The sequence below is a fragment of the Rugosimonospora africana genome, from assembly GCF_016862975.1.
GTDB classification, from domain to species: domain Bacteria; phylum Actinomycetota; class Actinomycetes; order Mycobacteriales; family Micromonosporaceae; genus Rugosimonospora; species Rugosimonospora africana.
In genome coordinates, this window is sequence record NZ_BONZ01000045.1 from 1 (window position 1) to 19,736 (window position 19,736).

The 19,736-nt window shown below is 67.3% G+C and carries 18 protein-coding genes; 14 read left to right on the forward strand and 4 right to left on the reverse strand.

From position 1 onward, the window contains the following. Positions 1-827 precede the first annotated feature (827 nt). The 6 genes from Raf01_RS23500 to Raf01_RS23525 all read left to right on the forward strand — a co-directional run bounded on the left by Raf01_RS23500 (position 828) and on the right by Raf01_RS23525 (position 6,577). Positions 828-1,457 carry a TylF/MycF/NovP-related O-methyltransferase gene (locus Raf01_RS23500; protein ID WP_203920144.1) on the forward strand — a complete coding sequence of 210 codons (630 nt, stop codon included), beginning with the start codon at positions 828-830 and terminating at the stop codon, positions 1,455-1,457. A 16-nt stretch (positions 1,458-1,473) separates the two neighbouring features. Continuing rightward, complete coding sequence (locus tag Raf01_RS23505; RefSeq protein WP_203920145.1) at positions 1,474-2,631, forward strand: cytochrome P450; 1,158 nt, start codon at positions 1,474-1,476, stop codon at positions 2,629-2,631. Between the two features lie 208 nt (positions 2,632-2,839). After that, positions 2,840-3,610, forward strand: a complete 771-nt coding sequence (locus tag Raf01_RS23510) for a class I SAM-dependent methyltransferase (RefSeq protein ID WP_203920146.1) — start codon at positions 2,840-2,842, stop codon at positions 3,608-3,610. Further along, a complete protein-coding gene (locus Raf01_RS23515) occupies positions 3,607-4,566 on the forward strand; it encodes an aspartyl/asparaginyl beta-hydroxylase domain-containing protein (protein WP_203920147.1) in 960 nt (319 codons plus the stop codon). Before Raf01_RS23510 ends, Raf01_RS23515 begins: the two co-directional genes overlap by 4 nt. Then, complete coding sequence (locus Raf01_RS23520; RefSeq protein WP_203920148.1) at positions 4,563-5,774, forward strand: cytochrome P450 family protein; 1,212 nt, start codon at positions 4,563-4,565, stop codon at positions 5,772-5,774. The genes Raf01_RS23515 and Raf01_RS23520 overlap by 4 nt, the downstream gene beginning before the upstream one ends. A 74-nt stretch (positions 5,775-5,848) precedes the next feature. After that, positions 5,849-6,577, forward strand: a complete 729-nt coding sequence (locus Raf01_RS23525) for a TetR/AcrR family transcriptional regulator (protein ID WP_203920149.1) — start codon at positions 5,849-5,851, stop codon at positions 6,575-6,577. A gap of 6 nt (positions 6,578-6,583) precedes the next feature. Here the strand turns inward: Raf01_RS23525 and Raf01_RS23530 are convergent, their stop codons facing one another. From Raf01_RS23530 to Raf01_RS23540, 3 genes are read right to left on the reverse strand one after another with little or no spacing between them, the layout of a single operon-like run. Then, positions 6,584-7,519 carry a carbohydrate ABC transporter permease gene (locus Raf01_RS23530; RefSeq protein WP_203920150.1) on the reverse strand — a complete coding sequence of 312 codons (936 nt, stop codon included), beginning with the start codon at positions 7,517-7,519 and terminating at the stop codon, positions 6,584-6,586. Further along, entirely contained in the window at positions 7,519-8,415 is an 897-nt protein-coding gene (locus Raf01_RS23535) for a carbohydrate ABC transporter permease (protein WP_203920151.1), read from the reverse strand. The genes Raf01_RS23530 and Raf01_RS23535 overlap by 1 nt, the downstream gene beginning before the upstream one ends. A gap of 44 nt (positions 8,416-8,459) precedes the next feature. Continuing rightward, positions 8,460-9,635 (reverse strand): ABC transporter substrate-binding protein, encoded by a 1,176-nt coding sequence (locus tag Raf01_RS23540; protein WP_203920152.1) that lies wholly within the window; start codon positions 9,633-9,635, stop codon positions 8,460-8,462. Between the two features lie 1,068 nt (positions 9,636-10,703). Here Raf01_RS23540 and Raf01_RS23545 point away from each other — a divergent pair. Continuing rightward, a complete protein-coding gene (locus tag Raf01_RS23545) occupies positions 10,704-11,543 on the forward strand; it encodes a sugar phosphate isomerase/epimerase family protein (RefSeq protein ID WP_203920153.1) in 840 nt (279 codons plus the stop codon). A 15-nt stretch (positions 11,544-11,558) separates the two neighbouring features. Beyond that, positions 11,559-12,197, forward strand: a complete 639-nt coding sequence (locus tag Raf01_RS23550; RefSeq protein WP_203920154.1) for a ThuA domain-containing protein — start codon at positions 11,559-11,561, stop codon at positions 12,195-12,197. 108 nt (positions 12,198-12,305) lie between these two features. On the opposite strand, the gene Raf01_RS23555 is transcribed toward Raf01_RS23550, so the two are convergent. Continuing rightward, positions 12,306-13,526 carry a mandelate racemase/muconate lactonizing enzyme family protein gene (locus Raf01_RS23555; protein WP_203920155.1) on the reverse strand — a complete coding sequence of 407 codons (1,221 nt, stop codon included), beginning with the start codon at positions 13,524-13,526 and terminating at the stop codon, positions 12,306-12,308. Positions 13,527-13,776: 250 nt separating this feature from the next. Here Raf01_RS23555 and Raf01_RS23560 point away from each other — a divergent pair, with 250 nt between their 5' ends. The 6 genes from Raf01_RS23560 (at position 13,777) to Raf01_RS23585 (ending at position 19,720) form a co-directional block, all read left to right on the forward strand. Next, on the forward strand, positions 13,777-15,078 hold the full coding sequence (locus tag Raf01_RS23560) for an ABC transporter substrate-binding protein (protein WP_203920156.1): 1,302 nt from the start codon (positions 13,777-13,779) through the stop codon (positions 15,076-15,078). 93 nt (positions 15,079-15,171) lie between these two features. Continuing rightward, positions 15,172-16,161: a carbohydrate ABC transporter permease gene (locus Raf01_RS23565; protein WP_203920157.1), complete on the forward strand. Its 990-nt coding sequence runs from the start codon at positions 15,172-15,174 to the stop codon at positions 16,159-16,161. Next, positions 16,154-16,996, forward strand: coding sequence for a carbohydrate ABC transporter permease (locus Raf01_RS23570; protein ID WP_203920158.1), 843 nt, complete (start codon positions 16,154-16,156; stop codon positions 16,994-16,996). The genes Raf01_RS23565 and Raf01_RS23570 overlap by 8 nt, the downstream gene beginning before the upstream one ends. A gap of 6 nt (positions 16,997-17,002) precedes the next feature. Next, a complete protein-coding gene (locus Raf01_RS23575) occupies positions 17,003-17,905 on the forward strand; it encodes a carbohydrate kinase family protein (RefSeq protein ID WP_203920159.1) in 903 nt (300 codons plus the stop codon). A gap of 10 nt (positions 17,906-17,915) precedes the next feature. Continuing rightward, positions 17,916-18,887 (forward strand): hypothetical protein, encoded by a 972-nt coding sequence (locus Raf01_RS23580; RefSeq protein WP_203920160.1) that lies wholly within the window; start codon positions 17,916-17,918, stop codon positions 18,885-18,887. 2 nt (positions 18,888-18,889) lie between these two features. Then, on the forward strand, positions 18,890-19,720 hold the full coding sequence (locus Raf01_RS23585; protein ID WP_239133864.1) for a DeoR/GlpR family DNA-binding transcription regulator: 831 nt from the start codon (positions 18,890-18,892) through the stop codon (positions 19,718-19,720). The last annotated feature ends 16 nt before the right edge of the window (positions 19,721-19,736 follow it).

Sequence of the window (19,736 nt, forward strand, 5' to 3'; positions counted from 1 at the left end):
GGCAACGCCCCGGCAGCGCACTGCCGCCGCGCGGTCACGTACGAGACGCCGGTCGCCGCTGCCCACTCCTTCAAACTCACGTTGACAAATATATGACGCTACCTGTCGCTAAAGACCACAGACACACCAACAGTTGTTAACCCCCCTGGGCTTTGACCGCGTCTGACGCTCCCTTGGCTTGACCGCGTCTGACCAAGGTTCGCCGGCGCAGCCACGCTAAACCTTGCCGCCAGCGTCAGGGCAAGCGTCGGCGGCACGGTCCGTAGCGGTGCGCGGCCAGATACCTCCAAAGCCATGCGCCGCCATCGATGCCGCTCTACACGATGGTGCGGGACGGCGCCGCACCTCCTTGGCGCGAGCAGGTGATAGTTACGTTCAGCGATGCTTTGTAACGATCTTGCGGTTGACCTGGTGCGGTCGCTCGCGATACCCGTAGGGTTCTGACCACGAACCGTAGGTTAACTCTCACGGAGAGTGGCTATGCAGCGGTCAGGTGTCGCTCGTCCGCAGGAATCCACTCGTCGGGCTCGGCGGATCCGTTGGCGGCATTGTTCGGTCGCCGTTGCGGCGGTATCGGGTATCCCGACCCGAACCCGTCGGTCCGCGACCGGTGTCGGGTCGCGGTGGCCCTGGAAACCCGAACCCGAGCGTGAACCTGTGAAAGGACCGGGTGCTCGCTGACCGGCGAACCGGTGGGCGACGGCCAGTCGCCGTGCGGGTCCTGGTCCCGTGGATGACTCCCGACCGACGCGAATCGCCGCGGTGGTCCGCGTCTGGGTCGGGTCAGATCGATCCGGTGACGCATTGGGGGTTGGGTGGACAATCACATGATTCTGGAGCTCGCCGCGGAGAACAGGATGGGCGGGGTGGACAACCTCGTCAACATCTACTGGGGTCTGTCGAGCGTACTCGCGGCCGGCGTGGACGGCGGAGTCGTAGAAATCGGCTGCTACCAGGGGCGAACCAGCGTCCTGCTCAGGATGATCATCGACCACTTCGCCCCCGGCCGCGAGTTGCACGTGTTCGATTCCTTCGCGGGCCTGCCCGCGCCCGGCCCGAATGACACCGACTACACGGTGGAGGGGCAACTCGCGACCGGTCTCGACGCGGTGCGCGAGACCTTCGCCCGATGGCAGGTGGCGGAGCCGATCATCCACGCCGGATGGTTCGAGGAGACCCTTGCGGTCGGGCTTCCGGAGAGACTGTGCTTCGCCTATATCGACGGTGACCTCTACGACTCGGTATGGACAAGCCTCGAAGCGGTCTACGGACGGCTTTCGCCGGGCGCGGTGGTGATTGTGGATGACTACTGCGACCCCGAAAAGAGCCCACGCGCCTTCCCGCACTTCCCCGGAGCGAAGAAGGCATGTACCGAATTCTTCGCCGACAAGCCGGAGAAGATGTCCGTACTCGTAGGGTCCGGGAACCTGGCAGCCGGCTACTTCCGCAAGAACTGACTGGGGGTTGTGAGCAATGACAGTGGTCGACCCGATCCTTACGCTCGCCGAGCCGGAGACCCTGCGCAACCCCTACCCCTGGTATGCGCGACTTCGCGCCGAGACGCCGGTGCTGTGGCACGCTCCGCTGGAGTCCTGGTTGGTCACAAGGTTCGAGGACTGCGTGACGGTCCTGCGCGACAGTGCCCGGTTCGCGGCCGACCCGCGACGGATCGGTGTCGAGATGCCACCCCAGGCCATCAGCGTGCAGACCCTCGACCCGCCCGAACACACGGCGATCAGGCGCGTCCTCATCGAGGCGCTGAGGACAGGTGAGGGCGCCGGCACCGAGCGGATCGTCCGGGAGGAGACCGGCAAGCTGCTCGACGGGCTGGCCGGGCGCGCCTCCTTCGATCTCGTGGCCGACTTCGCCGAACCGCTGGCGCTGACGACCATCACACGGTACCTGGGCGTGCCGCGCCCGGACGTGTCGTGGTTCCGGGCGCTGGCCACCGCGATCGTCGACGGCATGGACTCCGGGGTGTGGCCGGAGCGGCACGAACCCGCGATGGCGGCACGGGCCGAACTGGCCGCGCTGGCCGACGGATGGCTGTCCGATCCGCCAGAGGCGGGCATCGTGGCGCTGATGGCCGAGGCGGGAGCGGACGGACAAGTCCCGCGACAGGTCGTCGCCAACTCGCTTCGCGTCCTCCTGCACGCCGGGTACGCCTCGGCCGGGAAGTTGCTCGGGCTCGCGATCGCCGCACTGCTCGACAGCGCGTCCGGCCTCGCCGGATTCCTGAGAGCCGAACCCGCGCCGGCGGTGGAGGAGTTGCTCCGGTTCACCTCGCCGGTACAGGCGATGGGGCGCGTCTGCGTCGAGCAGACCACGCTCGGCGATGAGGTCGTACGGCCGGGCGAGTCGGTGACTCTGCTGCTCGGCGCGGCCAACCGCGATCCCGCACGATTTCCCGACCCCGACGTGCTGTTGCTCGACCGCCGCCCGAATCCCCATCTGGGCTTCGGCCGGGGTGCGCACTCCTGCCTCGGGGCTCCGTTCGCGGTGGTACAGGCCAGGATCGCGCTGTCGGTGTTGGCCGAACGGCTTCCCGCGCTCCGGGCGGCTTCCGCCCCCACCTACCGGCGCACGCTCACGCTGCGCGGGCTCGACTCGTTCGAGGTCACGCCGGGGTGAGTTCGCGTGCGCCCGGCCGCGAGCAGGAGGGAGGCCACCATGAAGTACTGGCACTGATGATTGACCGCTGAGGCAGGTGCCCGCCTTGCTCTGTCGACCAGTCTGGCTCGGCGCGTCTGACGCCGCGCCACGACCCAGACCAGTCGGGCGAAGGGGCGGGCACCTGCACCACCTCTGTCCGGAACCGAGGCGATCTGACGGAGTGACTATGTCTGTTGACACGGCGACCGATCCCTATGTTTCGATCCCCGGCTTCTACGACCTGTTCCGCGCCAAGGAGGGCGACAAGGCACTGCCCTCCGTCGCCTTCTTCGCCGATCTGGCCCCCCAGGGTGCGACGGCGCTCGAACTCGGTCCGGGTACGGGCAGAATCACGCTGGCCGTCGCCGAACGCGTTGCGGAGGTCTGGTGCCTCGAACGCTCCGCGACGATGCGGGCGGTGCTGCTGGCCAAGCTGGCCGAACGGCCGAAGCTGTGGGACAAGGTGACGGTCCTTCCCGGTTCGGCGCCCGTGTTCAAGCTGGGCAGGATGTTCGACTACATCTATCTGGCCGGTGTACTGGAGCACGTACCCGAGGCTGACCGGCCGTCGCTGTTCCGTGCGATCGCCGACCACCTGGCACCGGGAGGGATCGCGGCGATGGACATGGTGCTGACCATGCCGGCTCCGGAACTGGCCGAGCGGGAGCTGGACGAGATCCGGCTCGGACAGTGCCGGTACGTCTATTCGGCACAGGCCCAGCGGCTCGGGCCCGACCTGTCACGGCTACGGATGACCTACCGGACCTACCAGGGCGACGAGCTGATCGCCACGGAAGTGGTCACGCGCCTGCACAACATGCACAGGCCCGAACCGGTACTCACGGATCTCGCGGCCGTCGGCCTGGTTCCGGCGCAGGGCAACGGCCTGGCGATGGCTAGTCACGACCCGGACGATCCCGGTGCTGTGGTGGTGCGCAAGCCGCGGGGGGACACGTGAACGCGCTGCCGGGCGCGGTGCCGCTGCTGCCCACCTATGACGTGGACCGCATGGTGGCCGAGGCACAGGCGTTGCGCGACCTGCGATGGCAGGCGCAGCGGGCGTACGGGTCGGACGGGGTGTTCCGCGAGACCGGGATCGACTGGCGGATCCTTCCGTTGCGCGCCCCTGGCGGCGACCCGAACCGAACCGACCCGGGCGGTGCGGGCCTGGTGGGCCACGCCGACACGCCGTACCTGGACCGAGCCCCCTACTTCGCCGAAGTCCTGGACGGCATCCCGGCGCCGCTGCGCAGCGTACGGCTGATGGCGCTGGGGCCGGGTGCCCAGATCCAGGAGCACCGCGACGGCAAGTGCGGCTTCCCGTGGGGTGTGGCGCGGCTGCACGTACCCGTCATCACCAACCCCGGCGCCGACGTGGTCATCGACGGGCAGAGCCGGCACTGGGACGCCGGACGCCTGTGGTTCGGCGACTTCAACCGCCCCCACTACGTCCGCAACACCGGCGACGAGGCGCGCGTCCACCTCGTCATCGACGTCATGGTCACTCGGGGTCTGCTCGAACTCTTCCCGGCGTCTTACCGGCAGGAACTGTCGTTAGTGGACGTTCTGTTCGCCAGGGAGCCGGTCCCGCTGCACGGCGACGACCTGGCCGGCCTGCGGTGCACGCTGCCGGTTCCGGCGCAGTTCCCGCAGTGGGGCGAAGACGAGGACGAGTACGAACCGGGACCCGATCGCGCCGGGGCGGTCGACATCGTCGACGGCATCCCGGTGCTGTCTTTGGACGACCAGCCCAGTTTCGGACTGGTCCACACCGGACTGGGCGAGTTCCGGTTCGAGGGGTGGACCGAGGAACGCACGCTGCATCTGGACCTGTCCGGCCCCGAACCGCAAGCGCGGTTCCGGACTCGCAACGGCCACCGGCTCACCGAATGGATAAGGAAGGTCTCGCTGTGACAGAGGCGGTCTACGACATTCCCCAGGACTTCTCCCAGTCCCCGGACCCGTACGCGCTGCTCGACGAGATCCGCGGCCAGGCGCCCGTGCACCGCGCACGGCTGCGGGGCGAGGTGCCGGTGTGGATCGTCACCGGATACGACGCGGTGGTCCAGGCGCTGGGCGAACCGGGTCTCAGCGCCGGCCTTGAGGTCGCCGTGAAAGTCACCGAGAGCGTACCCGTGGCCCAGCGCCGCAACGTACTCATGGAGAGCCTGCTCGCGACCGACCCACCCGACCACACGCGCCTGCGTACGGTCGTGGCGAAGGCGTTCACCGCGCGGCGGGTCGATGCCCTGCGCCCCAGAGTGCAGGAGATCGTCGACGAACTGCTCGACGCCGTCGCCGCCGAGGGGAAGGCCGATCTGGTCGAGAGCCTGGCCTTCCCGCTGCCCATCGCCGTCGTGTGCGAACTGCTCGGCGTGCCCTTCTCCGACTTGCCCAAATTCCGGTACTGGTCGCTGGGGCTGGCCATGCCGCCCGCCGACCAGGCCACGCTGGCCAGAGCCGACGCCAAGCGCGCCGAGATGACCGCCTACTTCTCCGAGATCATCCAGCAGAAACGGATGGATCCGGGCGACGATCTGCTCAGCGTCCTGTGCGCGGCCAATGAGGGGGACGTGCTCACCGACGACGAACTGGTCGGCATGGCACTCATGCTCTTCCTGTCGGGCCACGAGACCACGCTCTGCTTCCTGGCCAACGCGATCGTCGCGCTGCTCACCCACCCGGACGAGCTCACCGCACTGCGCGCGGACCCCGTGGGGCTGCCCGCCGCCGTCGACGAACTTCTGCGGTACGACGGCCCGGTGGTCCGGGGAGTCGCACGCTTCACCACCGAGGATGTGGCGATCGCGGGAACCGTGATTCCCAAGGGAGAGATGGTGGTCGTCGCGATCGGCGCCGCCAATCGGGATCCGGCCCGCTACGGCCGACCGGAGGTGCTCGACCTGACCCGTTCCCAGAACGCTCATGTCGGCTTCGGACACGGCATCCACTACTGCCTTGGCGCGGCCCTGGCCCGCCTGGAGGTCACGACCGCGCTGGAGACGCTGCTGCGCCGCTTCCCCGACCTGGCTCTCGCCGGGGCTCCGGAGGATCTGCCGCGCAGGCCGGGAATACTCCGCGGCCTCTCCTCGCTGCCGGTGACCTTCACCCCCGACCGTTGAGTTTCCGCCGGACGCCCGGGTCGCCGTCCGGCGTCGCGCTCGAACGGCCGCCGTCGACCGTCTACGCTTCGCGGATGAGCTCACCGGCGAAGCCGTCCACGGTCAAGGTTCCCCCACGGGGCGAGCGTGTGCGCAATCCGCGGAAGCAGACCGCCAAGACCCGCGAGGACATCCTCGACGCGGCACTGACGACCTTCGGCAACCGCGGTTACACCAACGGGTCCCTGGTCGAGATAGCCGACCAGGTGGGCATGACGCACGCCGGCGTCCTGCACCATTTCGGGTCGAAGGACCAGTTGCTGCTCGCTGTGCTCAAACACCGTGACCTGGCCAGCAGCCGCGACCTGGAGGACGCCAACCTGCCGCGTGGGGCCGCGCTGTTCGCGCACCTGCGGCAGACCGCACAGCTCAACGCCGGGCAACCGGGGCTGGTGCAGGCGTATGCCGTGCTGTCGGCCGAATCCGTCACCGACGAGCACCCGGCCAAGGAGTGGTTCCGCCAGCGGTACGAGGGGCTGCGGGCAAGCGTCCGTGAGGCGCTGCGTGATGAGTGGGGCTCCGACGGCGATCCCGATCCGGACAGTGTCGAGGCCGCGGCCGCCGCCGTGCTGGCCGTGATGGACGGGTTGCAGGTCCAGTGGTTGCTGGCTCCGGACGAGGTCGACCTCGCGCAGGCGTCCGCGTTCGCCATCGATGCCATCGTCGCGGCGACGGTCGATCGCCGCCGCCGCGCCACGGTGGCGGCCGTGGCACAGGAGTCCGACCGCCCAAGCGGAAGCGCATCCGTGCCCGGGAAGAAATAACGGGTTTCACACCCGGATCTGGCCGAGGGTGTTGGCGCCCTCGTACAGGAACCGTTGTCCGAAGAAGTACACCATCACCATGGGTACCGTCAGCAGCATCCCGCCTGCCATGATCAGATTCCAGTCGGGGGTTTGGCCGACGTTGCTGGTCTGCGTCATCGCGTACAGGCCCAGGGCGAGCGGGTACTTGTCGGAGTCGTTGATGTAGATGAGCGGACCGAGGAAGTTGCCCCACTGGAAGGTGAAGGTGAAGATGGCCACCGTGGCCATCGCCGGTACGGACAGCGGCACGATGATGCGCCGCCAGATGCCGAAGTAGCTCAGGCCGTCCAGCCGCGCCGCTTCGTCGTACTCGGTGGGGATCTGCATGATGAACTGGCGCATCAGGAAGATGCTGTACCCGCTGCCGAACAGCTGGGGGACGATCAGCGGCCAGAAGGTGTTGATCCAGCCGAGGTACCGGAACATGACGAAGGTCGGGACGATCGTTGCCTCGTACGGGATCATCAGCGTGCAGAGGGTGATGACGAACCACACCCGCCGGCCAGGCGCGCGAAGCCGGGCCAGCGCGTACCCGGCGAACGACGATGCCACCACCTGGCCGACCATCGACGGAATGACGATGACGACGGAGTTGAGAAGGTACTTGCCCAGGTCGGTATCGGAAAATATCCGCCCGTAGTTGGCCACCTGGAAGGTGTTCGGAATGATCCTCGGCGGGAACGTGGTGACATACTTCGTGCTCGCCAGCGACGTGCTGATCATCCAGAGCAGGGGCAGGACCATCAGCACGGTGCCGAACAACAGGATGACGTACACCGGAATCCGTGACCTCAGTCGTGGGCGGCGCCGCGTGGTCGTCGAGGTGGACGCCGGCCGGCCGCGCAGGCCGGGACGAACCGCGGATCGCGCCGGGGCCGGCGCCTGAGAAGAGCTGGTCATCAGTTCACCTCACCCTCGTAGTAGACCCAGCGCCGGGACCACTTGAGAACGATCAGGGTCAGCAACATGATCATCACAAAGAAGATCACCGCGATTGCCGAGGCGTAGCCCATCTTGTTGAACTCGAACGCGTTCTCGTAGAGGAACGGAACCATCATCAGCGCTCCGGCGTTGTGGCCCTGGGTGACCACGTAGACCTGGGTGAAGACCTGTAGGGCGCCGATGATTCCGTTGACAAGGTTGAACAGGATGATGGGCGAGAGCATCGGGACCGTGATCGACCGGAACTGCCGCCAGGCCCCGGCGCCGTCGAGCATCGTCGCCTCGTACAGATGACGCGGAATGCCTTGCAGCGCGGCGAGAAACAGCACCACGCCGCCGCCCAGCTGCCAGACGCCCATCACGATCAGACCGTTCTTGACCCAGGCGGGATCGACGAGCCAGGCGGGCCCGTCGATCCCGACCAGTCCCAGGATCGAGTTGATGACGCCGGACGGCGCCAGCAACCAACTCCACAGCATCACGACCGCCACCACCGGGATCGTGCTCGGTAGGTAGAAGGCGGTCCGGAACCACCGGCGCAGGATGATGGGTTGGTTGAGCAACAGGGCGAACGCCACGCTCATCGCGAGGTTGACCGGCACCAGGATGGCCGCGTAATACGCGGTGTTTCGCAGGGCGAGCCAGAAGCTGGTCCCCTCGCCGGCAAGCAGGCCCGTGTAGTTCCTCAACCCGACCCACTGCGGTGTCTGGAAGAGGTCCCAGTTGGTGAAGCTCAGCACGAGACTCGCCACCAGGGGGACTGCGTACAGGACGAGGATGCCGACTATCCACGGGAGCATGAACAGGTAGAAGGCGATCGCCTCACGCTTCCTGCCCGACATCGGGCCCTTCATCGCTGACCACCCTCACTTTCCGGCCAGGGTCCGATTCCCACGGGTCAGCTGCCCGCCAGGATGCCTTTGATGTGTCCCGCGGCCGTCGAGGTCGCCTGGTCGATCGAGGCCGATCCGGTGAAGAACGGATACAGGTCCTGTTCGACCTGCTTCTCGATCTCAGCGCCCTGCGGCGGCGTCTGGGGTGAGAACACCTGGTTGGATGCCTGGGCGACCTCCGCGTAGCTCACGCCCGGCGGCAAGCTCTTCTCCCACTCCGGGATCAGGGCCGTGGCACTCGGGACGTCCTCCTGGTTGGTGACGATGGGCTTTTGCCCATCGGCGGAGAACATGTACTTGACGACTTCCCAAGCGGCTTGCTGGTTCTTGGAACGGGAACCGACGGCGAGGCCGGTGCCGAAGGCCATCATCGTGGGATTGGCCGGATCGACCGTCGGAGGGGGTGCGATCCCGAAGCTGAGCCCCTGTTTGACGAAGTCGGGGACGTCCCACAGGCCCGCCCAGATCATCGCGGTCTTGCCCTGGGCGAACAGCGCGTCACGGTTGACGTTCTGACCGAAGTTCGCGTAGTCCTTCATAGTGGGGGAAACCTTCAGCTTCGCTGCGAGGTCGTAGTATGCCTGCATCCCGCCGCGGAACTGCGACGAGTCGATCGCCGGCTTGTCCAGCGCGTCGTTGAGCAGGGTGCCGCCGAACGACCGGGCGACCGACTCGACGGCCTGCGGCCAGTTGTCGATCGCGACGCCGTACTGCACGGTCTTGCCGCCCTGGACGATCGTGAGCTTCTGAGCCGCGGCGGTGAACTCGTCCCAGGTCCAGCCGGCCTTCGGCAGCGCGACACCCGCCTTGTCGAACATCGTCTTGTTGTAGTAGAAGACCAGGTTTCCGCCACGGTCCGGCAGGGCGAACTGCTTGCCCTTCAGGTTGTATCCCTTGACGCGGGCCGCGTCCACGGTGTCCTCGAGCTTCAGGCCGGCGGACTGGATTTTGGGCCCGAGGTCCAGGACCACTCCCCGCGACGCGAGTGACGGTCCGTCGGTGCCGTTGACCTCGATGATGTCCGGCGAGCTGTTGCCGGCGATCATCGTGTCCACCTGTTGATCATAGTTGTCGACCGGGATGTTCTTGACGGTGACTTTGACCCCCGGATGCTGGGCGGTGTACGCATCCGCACGCTGCTGGTAGGTCTTGGTGTCGTTGCTGCTTCCCCAGATCGTCATGATGAGATTGGCGTGGTCCGCCGACCCCTGTTGTGATGCGCTTCCGCAGGCCGACATTCCCAGGCCCACCGCGGTCGCGGCGCCGGCCGCGACCATCGTCCGTAGGACGGCACGTCGCTTCACTTTCTTTGTTCCTCTCCGCCGAATGAGCTAGTCGACCGAGAATCAGCGACTGCTGGCCGAGGACGTCCGCCGGCTTCCCACGGCGGACGTCACCCCCGTAGCACCATCTCCTGGTGCGCTACGGATTGCGCCACAGTCACTATGTGCGCGGCCCGTGGTGGCAGGCGATCCAGGGATCGCCGGCATCCGGGCAGCGGGTCAAGGGATCCGGACAGTCGTACTGACGGATGGTCCGCGCGTCTAACTCTCCGGCAACCTTGGCCGGTATCGCGCGCCGTCGGCGGAGCCTTATCCCCCTTGCGCGGGCCGGTTGTGTACGGCCAGGCGCAACGGTCCGGCGCTTCGTCAAAGTGCAGATCGAAGCTATAGATAAGTCTCAGTACGACCGATTCGGTACCTCCTGTTGACGGGCGCGTGACGATGTTGACAAGGAGGTAACCATACTTACTGACCTGTCAGCAAGAGGGGAACTGGGGGATTGTTGGCGCACCAATCGCCTCGCCCACACGTCGCCCGTGACTCAACGCCGCACGGGGCAGCCGCCCGGCGAGTCGCTGGTGTTCCCGACCGATCGAGACTGTCCACAGTGGAGTGTTCTCGCTTTCGACGGCGCACCCCCCCTCTTGCTGACAGGTCGGCGAGTGTGGTTATGTGCTTGTCGCACAAGGCATGTCGAAGAGGTCGTGGGTGGGGTGAGGATCGCCGCGCCGACCGGCAGTCCGCTTCCCCTGCCGTTGACTCGTCGGCTCTTTCGACGCCGCAACACCTGAGCCGCTGTGCGCACACCCGGCTGCGGAACGAGACATCTCCCCCGTCAGTCAGTCGGCCACACCCATTCTGCCGTCGCGCGTACCGCGACGGATGGCAGCGCGGCCGTGCCCGGCCCGCGCCTGCCTCCACCACATCGATCGGTCGCATCCGACCGGAACAAGAGGACAGGACGCCATGACGAACCAGATCAAGCTCGGCCTTGTCACCGACGTGGTCCCCATCGAGGAAATCGCGGAGGGTTGGGACTTCTACGAGATTCCCAACTCCGTCCACATCCTTCCCATGCACAGCGAGGCAGATTGGGCCGCCAACCGCGACCGGTACCGGGCACGCGGCGTCCCGACGCCGGTGGCAAGCCACTACGTGAGCGGCACCAACCCCGAGTTTGGGTTCGGATCCTTCGCATCTGGGCCGTCCTACGACCGGGAGCAGCAACTGTTCTGGGCCTCCCGCTCCTTCCGCAGGATGAGCGAAATCGGAGTCAAGGTCGTCGGGGTGTGGGGCGGCTTCTTCCGGTGCCCTGAGGGATACTCGCGAGCCAAGGCATTCGATGACGCGACGAGCTTCTGCAACATCCTCGCCGACGAAGGCGACCGGCACGGCATCGAGATCGCACTGGAGCCGAATGCCGACCCGGACACCCTTTTCCCGAGCTATCGAGAGGGCCTGGCCTTCGCCAAGTCGGTCAACCGCGAGTCCATCAAGATGATGGTCGACCTGAACTACTTCATCAAGCTCAACGAGCCGTTTGACATCATCCGCGAGGATCCGAGCTACTGCCTGCACGTGCAGATGGCCGGCGAGGGCAACGGTCACTCGCAGACCAACATCGAACCCCGCACCGAAGCCTACGACGAGCTGTTCACGGTGCTGAAAGACATCGGGTACCACAGCACCGTGTCGGTGGCGGCCCCGTGGTTGAGCTCGACCGGCTCCGACCCGATCAACTACGCCTACGAGACGCAGACCACCCTGAAGTACATGCAGGACCTGCGGGACGCGCACTTCGGCTGAGAGGAAGCTGCAGGCATGGCCGACAGGGTGAAAGCCGCGGTCATCACCGAATGGCACCCGTTCGATGTCATGAACTTCCAAGCGCTGCTCTGGCGGTTGGACGGCATCGACGCCTATCCACAGGCGTGGGACATCTTCGCACAGGACCCCAACCGCGACCTCTACGACGTGGTCGTGTACTACAACATGAGCTTTCCCGCACCGGCCGAGAGTGACCCCCGGCGGCGGTACCTGGAGGACCAGCTCGGCAGCACCCCGCAGGGCATCGTGCTGCTGCACCACGCGATCCTGAGCTACGAGAACTGGCCGTTCTGGAACGTGGTGTCGGGCACGACCGACCGCAGCTTCAAGTACTTCCCCAGCCAACAGCTGCGGTGCCGGGTAGTGAGTGACCGACACCCGATCACCCGAGGGGTCGGCGACTTCAGGATCGTCGACGAGTCCTACGCGATGGCCGAGCCCGACGAGGACAACGAAGTCCTCGTCACGACCGACCATCCCAAGAGCCTGCGGTCGATCGCCTGGACCCGCGACTACCGGAGCAGCCGCGTGTTCTGCTACCAGTCCGGGCACGACAACTCCACCTGGAGCGACAGCACCTTCCAGACTCTGCTGCGCCGGGGGATCCTCTGGGCCGCACGACGTCTGGACTGACGCGGACGAGCTGACTCACCGGGCGGAGCCGCAACGCCGGAGCCGCCCGGTGGTCCGCTCGCATCGACGATCGGATCGGCCGACGCTCCACAATGGACTCGAGCCCGATCAGTGCTCGGTTGCCGGGCGCGCGTACTGGAATTCGTGGTCGGCGGTGACCGCCAGTTCGCGCGCCAGTTCTTCGTTGAGGTCGTGGCCCATGCCGGGACGGTCGGTGGGCCACAGGTACCCGCGTTCCCAATGCAGCGGTTCGTCGAGGAGTTCGGCGTACACGCCGTCGTACCGCCCGTTGCCCTCCATGATCAGAAGGTTGGGCAGCGTCAGGGCAAGTTGCAGGGACGCGGCCGCGACCAGGGGCCCGCCGAACACGTGCGGGGTGACCTGGCGGAACGTCGCCTCTGCGAGTGCCGAAATCTTCTTGGCTTCGAGAAGGCCGCCGACCTGGCTGACGTCGAAGTTGAAGATCGACGCCGCGTCGTGCCGGACGAGGCGGGCGAACTCCGCCTTTGATGCCAGGCGTTCTCCCGCGGCGATCGGCACGGTCGTGGAGCGGGCCACGAGCGCCATCTCCTCGGCCAGTTCGGGCGGGACCGGCTCCTCGAACCAGAGCGGGTCGAACCGCTCGATGCGCCGGGCCACTCGAACGGCGCCCGAGGTGGTGAACTGGCCGTGCGTGCCGAGCATGAGATCGGCCCGGGAGCCGACGGCCGACCGGATCGCCGCCAGCAGCGCCTCCGTGTGGTCGAGCAGCTCGCCGGTCGGCTGTACCGGCACGAACTGCCCGGCAAGCGAGTCGCCGCCGGTGAGCAGCGGGAACGGGTCGAGCTTGAGGCCGGTGAACCCCTCGTCGACCAGCTGGGCCGCCCGCCGGCCGACCGCCTCGGGATCGGACCAGAACGCGGCACCGGACGGGCCGTCGGGCGGTGGGGAGAGGTAGCTGTACAGGCGGACGGACCGCCGTATGCGGCCGCCCAGCAGGGCGTGTACCGGCCGGCCCAGCGACTTGCCGAGCGCGTCCCACAGGGCGACCTCTATGCCGCTCAGTACGGCGAGCTTGGTGAGGTCAGCGATGTGCGTGTAGTGGCTGTTGTACACGCGCTGGTACAGCGACTCGATCTCTTCCACGGGCCTGCCGAGAACGAAGTCCTCGACCATGCCCTCGATGACCCGGACGAGTGTCAGCGGGCGCGAGTACACCGACGACGTGAAGATCTCACCGTACCCGGACGTACCCGTATCGGTGTCGATCCGTACGAACATCCACACCGGACCCCCGATGCTCGGGGTCGGGTTGGCGACGGCGAACACCTCGAAGCCGTTGACCCTCACCGGTTCACCTCAACCAACGCGCCCGCAGGCTGTGCAACGACCACCACGCGCGGGTCACTCCTTCCTTGGATCGGGTCGAGCAAGGTCTGATGGAGTTCGGACAGGATACGTCGACAACGGTCGGCGGTTGCGCCCTATCGAACATATCCTTGTTCGATTGACACCAACCAAGGCCTGATGCTCCAATGGCAACACTTATCGCCGAGGCCGGGCGACGTCCCTCGCCCGCCACCTGACTAGGAGCTGCGCGATGAAGATCAGAACGTTCGCAGCCTGCGTACCGGTGATGCTCCTGGCCGCCGCCCTGACCGCCTGCTCTCACGGCGACGCCGGCTCCGGCGACGCCGACGCGACGCTCAGTTACTGGGCCAGCAACCAGGGTGCAAGCCTGGACAACGATAAAAAGATCCTCACCCCCGAGCTGGACAAGTTCACCCAGCAGACCGGGATCAAGGTCAAGCTCGAGGTCGTGCCGTGGACCGACCTGACCAACAACACGCTCGCCGCCGCGGTCAGCGGGCGCGGCCCGGACGTGCTGAACATCGGCAACACCAATGCCGCGACGTTCGAATCCACCGGGGCGTTCTACGCCTTCGACGACGCGGCCTTTCAGAAGATCGGCGGCAAGGACCGGTTCGTCGCCAGTGCCCTGGCCACGGCCGGGGTCGCCGGCCACCCGCCGACCTCGATCCCGCTGTACAGCCAGGTCTACGCGCTGTACTACAACAAGAAGCTGTTCGCCGACGCCGGCCTGCAACCGCCCGCCACGTGGGAAGACCTGGTATCGGACGCACAGAAGTTGACCGACCCGGCACAGAAGCGCTACGGCATCGTCATCCCGGGCGCCACGGTCAACTCCAGCATGCACTTCTCGTTCATCTTCGGGCAGCAGCACGGCGGGTCGCCGTTCGACAAGGACGGCAAGCCGACCTTCACCTCGCAGGGGGTGATCGACGGCGTGAAGCAGTACGTCGACCTGCTCAGCCGGTACCACGTGGTGAACCCGAGCGATGCCCAGTACACGGACGCCTCCCAGTCGGCAGGCGAGTTCGCCCACGGCCAGGCGGCCATGTACATGGCGCAGACCTCCGGCATCAACGTCCTGGCGCAGAACGGCATGACACCCGACCAGTACGGGATCGCGCCGATACCGGCGCCGGCCAGCGGGCAGAAGGTGTCCAGTTTCGTCGCCGGTACCAACATTTCCATCTTCAAGAAGACCAAGCACCTGGACGCGGCCCTGCAGTTCGTGAAGTTCATGACCAGCAGCCAGGAGCAGGAGATCCTCAACAAGGCGTACACCACGCAGCCGGCCGTCAAGGACGCCCCCGCGGCGTTCACCGACGACAAGCAGAAGCTGGACGTGTTCACCCAGATCCTGGCCGACTACGCCAAGCCGCTGCCCCTGGTGTCCGGTGTGCAGGCGTACCAGGCCAACGTCGGCGGCGCGGTCGTCTCGCTCATCGCGAAGGCGGCGACCGGCGCCACCATCAGCGACGGCGACGTGAAGGTCGCGCTGGAACAGGCTCAGCAGAAGATGGGCGCCAAGTGAGGCTGGCGCCCGCCCGATGACCGAAACCACGGCCGCTGGCGTCCGGGTCGACAGGTGCCGACCCGGACGCCGGCCGGCGCGAGGAGAACCGCCATGGCAGTGACGCTCCCAGGGCCACACACGCCGACGTCGGTGGCGGGCACGACGAGCCCGGACCCGACCCCATCGCGCCGCAGGAGGTTCACCTGGGCGCGGAGCACGCCCTACCTTCTGATCGCCCCGGCCATCGCCTTCGAACTGCTCGTGCATGTCATCCCGATGCTCGTGGGCATCTTCATGAGCCTCATCCAGCTCACCCAGTTCTACGTCACCAACTGGTCGGCGGCTCCGTTCACCGGGATCGGCAACTACCGCGTCGCGCTGGACTTCTCCGGCCCGCTCGGACAGCAGCTCGCCCGGTCGTTCGGCATCACGCTGGGCTTCACGGTTCTGGTCGTGGGCATCTCCTTCGGCTTCGGTACGTCGGCGTCGCTGGTACTGCAACGGGTGGTACGCGGCCGTGGTCCACTGCGGACACTGTTTCTCATCCCGTACGCGCTGCCCGCCTACGCCGGCATCATCACCTGGAAGTTCATGCTTCAGCGCGACAACGGGCTGCTGAACCAGCTGCTGGTCGACGACCTGCACCTGGCGCACGGCCGGCCGTTCTGGCTGATCGGCGGCAACGCGTTCGTGTCGCTGGTCGTGGTCTCGGTCTGGCAGCAGTGGCCGTTCGCGTTCCTCATGACGATGGCCGGCATGCAGGTGATCCCCGAGGACGTGTACCAGGCGGCCGCGATCGACGGCGCCAGCACCTGGCAGCAGGTCCGCCACATCACGCTGCGCATGATGCGGCCGGTCAACGCGGTTCTGGTGCTGTTGCTGTTCCTCTGGACCTTCCGGGAGTTCAACACTCCGTACGTGCTGTTCGGGCCGACCCCGCCGGAGTCCGCGGACCTGCTGACCGTGCACATCTACGCGAGTTCCTTCATCACGTGGAACTTCGGCCTGGGCTCGGCGATGTCGGTACTGCTGATGCTGTTCCTCATTGTCGTCGCCGGGCTGTGGGCGTTGTGGAACAGAAGGGTGAACCGCGATGCGTGAACAGTTGTCCTTCCGCGTATTTCGCTGGCTGGTTCTGGTGCCGCTGGGCCTGTTCGCCGTGGTGCCGCTGTATGTCATGCTCACCTCGGCGCTCAAGCCGCTGCGCGACGTGCAGGGCGACTTCCAGTGGTGGCCGAAGAACCTGACGCTGCGACCGTTCATCGACATGTGGTCGACCGTGCCGCTGGCTCAGTACTTCGTCAACAGCCTCATCGTGACCACCGCCGCCACCGTCTGCAGCGTGGTCATCGCGGTGTTCGCCGCCTACGCCGTTTCCCGCTACCGGTTCCGGGGCCGGGGTACCTTCGCCGGAGTCATCCTGTCCACCCAGATGTTCCCGGGCGTGCTGTTCCTGCTGCCGTTGTTCATCATCTTCGTGAACATCGACAATGCTCTCGGCTTCACCTTCCTGTACCAGACCCGGGTCGGCCTGGTCGTCACGTACCTGACGTTCACTCTGCCGTTCTCGGTCTGGATGCTGGCCAGCTACTTCGACGGCATCCCGCGCGACCTGGACGAGTGTGCCCGGGTGGACGGCACGAGTGCGCTGGGTGCGCTGTTCCGCATCATCCTGCCCACCGCTCGGCCCGGAGTCATCGCGGTCGCCGTCTACTCCTTCATGACCGCCTGGGGAGAGATCCTGTTCGCGTCGCAGCTGACCAACAGCGACAGCCGGACGCTGGCGGTGGGCCTGCAGAGTTACGCCACCGAGAACAACGTCTACTGGAATCAGGTGATGGCCGCGGCCCTGGTGGTCAGCGTGCCTATCGTCGCCGGGTTCCTGCTGCTGCAACGGTACCTGGTCGCCGGCCTCACCGCCGGCGCGGTGAAGTAGGCACCGATGTCGCTGGACGTCATCTGCGTCGGTACGGTCACGCTCGACACGATTGCCGTGGCGCGGCGGTTGCCCTCGGGCGACGACCGGGTGGTCGCCGAGCCGTTCGTGGTGGCCGGTGGGGGCCCGGCCGCGACGGCGGCGGTGGCGCTGGCTCGGCTGGGCGCCTCGGTCGGATTCTGCGGGGTGGTCGGCGACGACGAGGCCGGCCAGCGCAGCCGCCAACTGCTGGCCGACGAGGGGGTCGACGTCCGCTGGTTGCGGACCCGTCGCGGTGCGCGGACGGCGCAGAGCATGGTCGTGGTATCCGAGACCGAGGGTACCCGCATGATCATCACGTCGCCGTCGGCGCCACTGGACCCCGACGCGGTACCGGTGTCCGCTTCGCGCTGGCTGCACGTGGACCAGGCCGGGTACCCGGCCGCCCGCGCGGCGCTGTCGGGACGATCGGACGAGGTTCGGCTCAGCATCGACGGGGGGAACCCGATTCCCGGGTTGGACCTCGGGCACGCGACGCTCTACGCGCCGACCACGCGCACCCTCCGCGAGGCGTTCCCGGCCACGGACCTCGCCGGCAGCCTGCGGGCGGCGGCTGCCGCGGGCGCGCAGAACGTCGTGGCGACCGACGGCGCCAACGGCTCCTACGTCCTGGTCGACGGCGCCGCCGTGCATGTGCCGGCGCCCGCCGTCGAACCGCTGTCTACCATGGGCGCGGGCGATGTCTTCCACGGCGCGCTGCTGGCTGCCCTGCTCGGCGGCCAGACGCTGGTGGAGGCGACCCGGTGGGCCAACGCGGTGGCGGCGGTGTCCTGCCGGGCGTTGGACGGCAGGAGTGGCATCGCCGATTTCGCCGAAGCCGGAAGGTACCTGTCCGCGGCGCTTCCCGCACCGCGAGCCGAACACGCGTGAACGGAGAATGATGTCTCGCAGCCACCGCACCGCCGACGCTTCCGCGACCGACGAACTGACCGCGCCGCTGAGAGCGGCCGGAGGCGGATTCGCGATGCTCGCGCTGGACCAGCGGGAGTCTCTCCGTCGGATGTTTCCCCTGGTCAACGAGCAGGAGGTGGGCGACGACGCGCTTCGCGGCTTCAAGTCGACGGCGGGCCGGATCCTCGCGCCGCTGGCCTCGGCGGTGTTGCTGGACCGACCGTACGCGGTAACCCACGCGCGGCCCGAGGGCCTCGGCGCCACCAGCCTGATCCTCGCGGCCGATGTGTTGGAGCAGCCCGCCGGGCAGCCAGTGGTCGCCACCACCCTGGATCCCGCGGTCACTCCGGAGTTCATCCGGCGGGTCGGGGCCGCCGCGGTCAAGTTCCTGGTCATCTGGCGCCCGGACGGGCGGCGGGCTCAGCGGGCCGAGCTGATCGGTTCGTTTCTGGCCGTCGCCCGCGCCGCCGGTGTGGCCAGCCTGGTGGAGGCGATCGCGGAGCCGGCCGGTGGTGGAGGGTGGGCCAGTCCGGATGCCTTCCACGCCGCCGTACTCGACGCGGCACGGGAGATTTCTCCGCTCGGAGCCACCATCTACAAGGCGCAGGTGCCCGGGTACCTGCCGGGAGACTTCTCCCGGATCCGGGAGCACGCCGAGCGCATGACGGACATCGTTCCCGTTCCCTGGGTGGTGTTGTCCAACGGCGTCGACCAATCCGACTTCGCGCCGGCGCTGCGGAATGCCGTTCTCGGCGGCGCGCAGGGCTTTCTGGCCGGGAGGGCGATCTGGCGGGACACTGTCAGCGACCCCGACCCGGCCGGCGCGCTGACCCGGCTGGCGGCGCGGCGCCTGAACGCGCTTACTGTCACGGTGGCGGAGGCCCTACGGTCACGGGGGGAGCACCGGGGCGGTGGTCGGGCGCCGGGGCCGGACGAGGCGACGGAGAGGGTACGGGATTGAGCGTGGTCGAGGAGAACTTCCGGTACACCTCGGCGCCGGAACGCCGGGAACGGCTGGTGCAGTTCATCGCGGAGCAGGGATACTGCACCACCGCGGAGCTGTCGAGGGCCTTCTCCGTGTCCGAGATGACGATTCGGCGGGACGTCATGCGGCTGGTCGAGGAGGGCCGGGTCCGCGGGTTCCGCGGCGGGGTGGGATCGCTGACCCGCCAGGAGATGGAGGGCAGCGACTACCGCCTGCGGGACATGAAGATGGCTCAGGCGAAGCGCGCCATCGCCCGCCGGGCGGTGGAGATGGTGGACGCCGGGTGTGTCCTGGCCGTCGACGCCGGGACGACCGGCCACCAGGTGGCCGAGCTGCTGCCCTCGGATCAGAACCTGACCGTGGTCACCCACTCGTTCTCCGTCGTGTCCAGCCTGGTACGCCATTCCGGTACCGGCGTGGTGTGTCTGGGCGGCCAACTGCATCCGGAGTCGCTGTCATTCGACGGGCCGGCCACCCTCGCGGCCATCTCCGGCCTTCGCGTGGAGATCTTCTTCTTGGCCGCGACCGGCATCGGCGAGCGCGGCGCCTTCTGCGGCAACGGTTTCGACGCGATCACCAAGCGGGCGCTGACCGAGGTCGCGGACCGGGTGGTGCTTCTGGCCGATTCCTCGAAGTTCCTCACCTCGGCGATGGTGAAGATCTGTGGCTGGGACGCGATCGACCGGATCATCATCGACGACGGCATCACCGCCGACCAGCGGCGCGTTCTCGAACAGCAGGATGTCGACGTGGTTGTGGTGTCTCCGTCCACAGAGGAGTCCGACGAGGTCGCGGGCGCCGTGTCGTGAGCCGGCGCCCGCGGTG

Coding starts and splice junctions, on each gene's coding strand:
- Raf01_RS23500 (WP_203920144.1), top strand. CDS start 828: ATGATTCTGGAGCTCGCCGCGGAGAACAGGATGGGCGGGGTGGACAAC.
- Raf01_RS23505 (WP_203920145.1), top strand. CDS start 1,474: ATGACAGTGGTCGACCCGATCCTTACGCTCGCCGAGCCGGAGACCCTG.
- Raf01_RS23510 (WP_203920146.1), top strand. CDS start 2,840: ATGTCTGTTGACACGGCGACCGATCCCTATGTTTCGATCCCCGGCTTC.
- Raf01_RS23525 (WP_203920149.1), top strand. CDS start 5,849: ATGAGCTCACCGGCGAAGCCGTCCACGGTCAAGGTTCCCCCACGGGGC.
- Raf01_RS23530 (WP_203920150.1), bottom strand. CDS start 7,519: ATGACCAGCTCTTCTCAGGCGCCGGCCCCGGCGCGATCCGCGGTTCGT.
- Raf01_RS23535 (WP_203920151.1), bottom strand. CDS start 8,415: ATGAAGGGCCCGATGTCGGGCAGGAAGCGTGAGGCGATCGCCTTCTAC.
- Raf01_RS23540 (WP_203920152.1), bottom strand. CDS start 9,635: ATGACGATCTGGGGAAGCAGCAACGACACCAAGACCTACCAGCAGCGT.
- Raf01_RS23545 (WP_203920153.1), top strand. CDS start 10,704: ATGACGAACCAGATCAAGCTCGGCCTTGTCACCGACGTGGTCCCCATC.
- Raf01_RS23550 (WP_203920154.1), top strand. CDS start 11,559: ATGGCCGACAGGGTGAAAGCCGCGGTCATCACCGAATGGCACCCGTTC.
- Raf01_RS23560 (WP_203920156.1), top strand. CDS start 13,777: ATGAAGATCAGAACGTTCGCAGCCTGCGTACCGGTGATGCTCCTGGCC.
- Raf01_RS23565 (WP_203920157.1), top strand. CDS start 15,172: ATGGCAGTGACGCTCCCAGGGCCACACACGCCGACGTCGGTGGCGGGC.
- Raf01_RS23570 (WP_203920158.1), top strand. CDS start 16,154: ATGCGTGAACAGTTGTCCTTCCGCGTATTTCGCTGGCTGGTTCTGGTG.
- Raf01_RS23575 (WP_203920159.1), top strand. CDS start 17,003: ATGTCGCTGGACGTCATCTGCGTCGGTACGGTCACGCTCGACACGATT.
- Raf01_RS23580 (WP_203920160.1), top strand. CDS start 17,916: ATGTCTCGCAGCCACCGCACCGCCGACGCTTCCGCGACCGACGAACTG.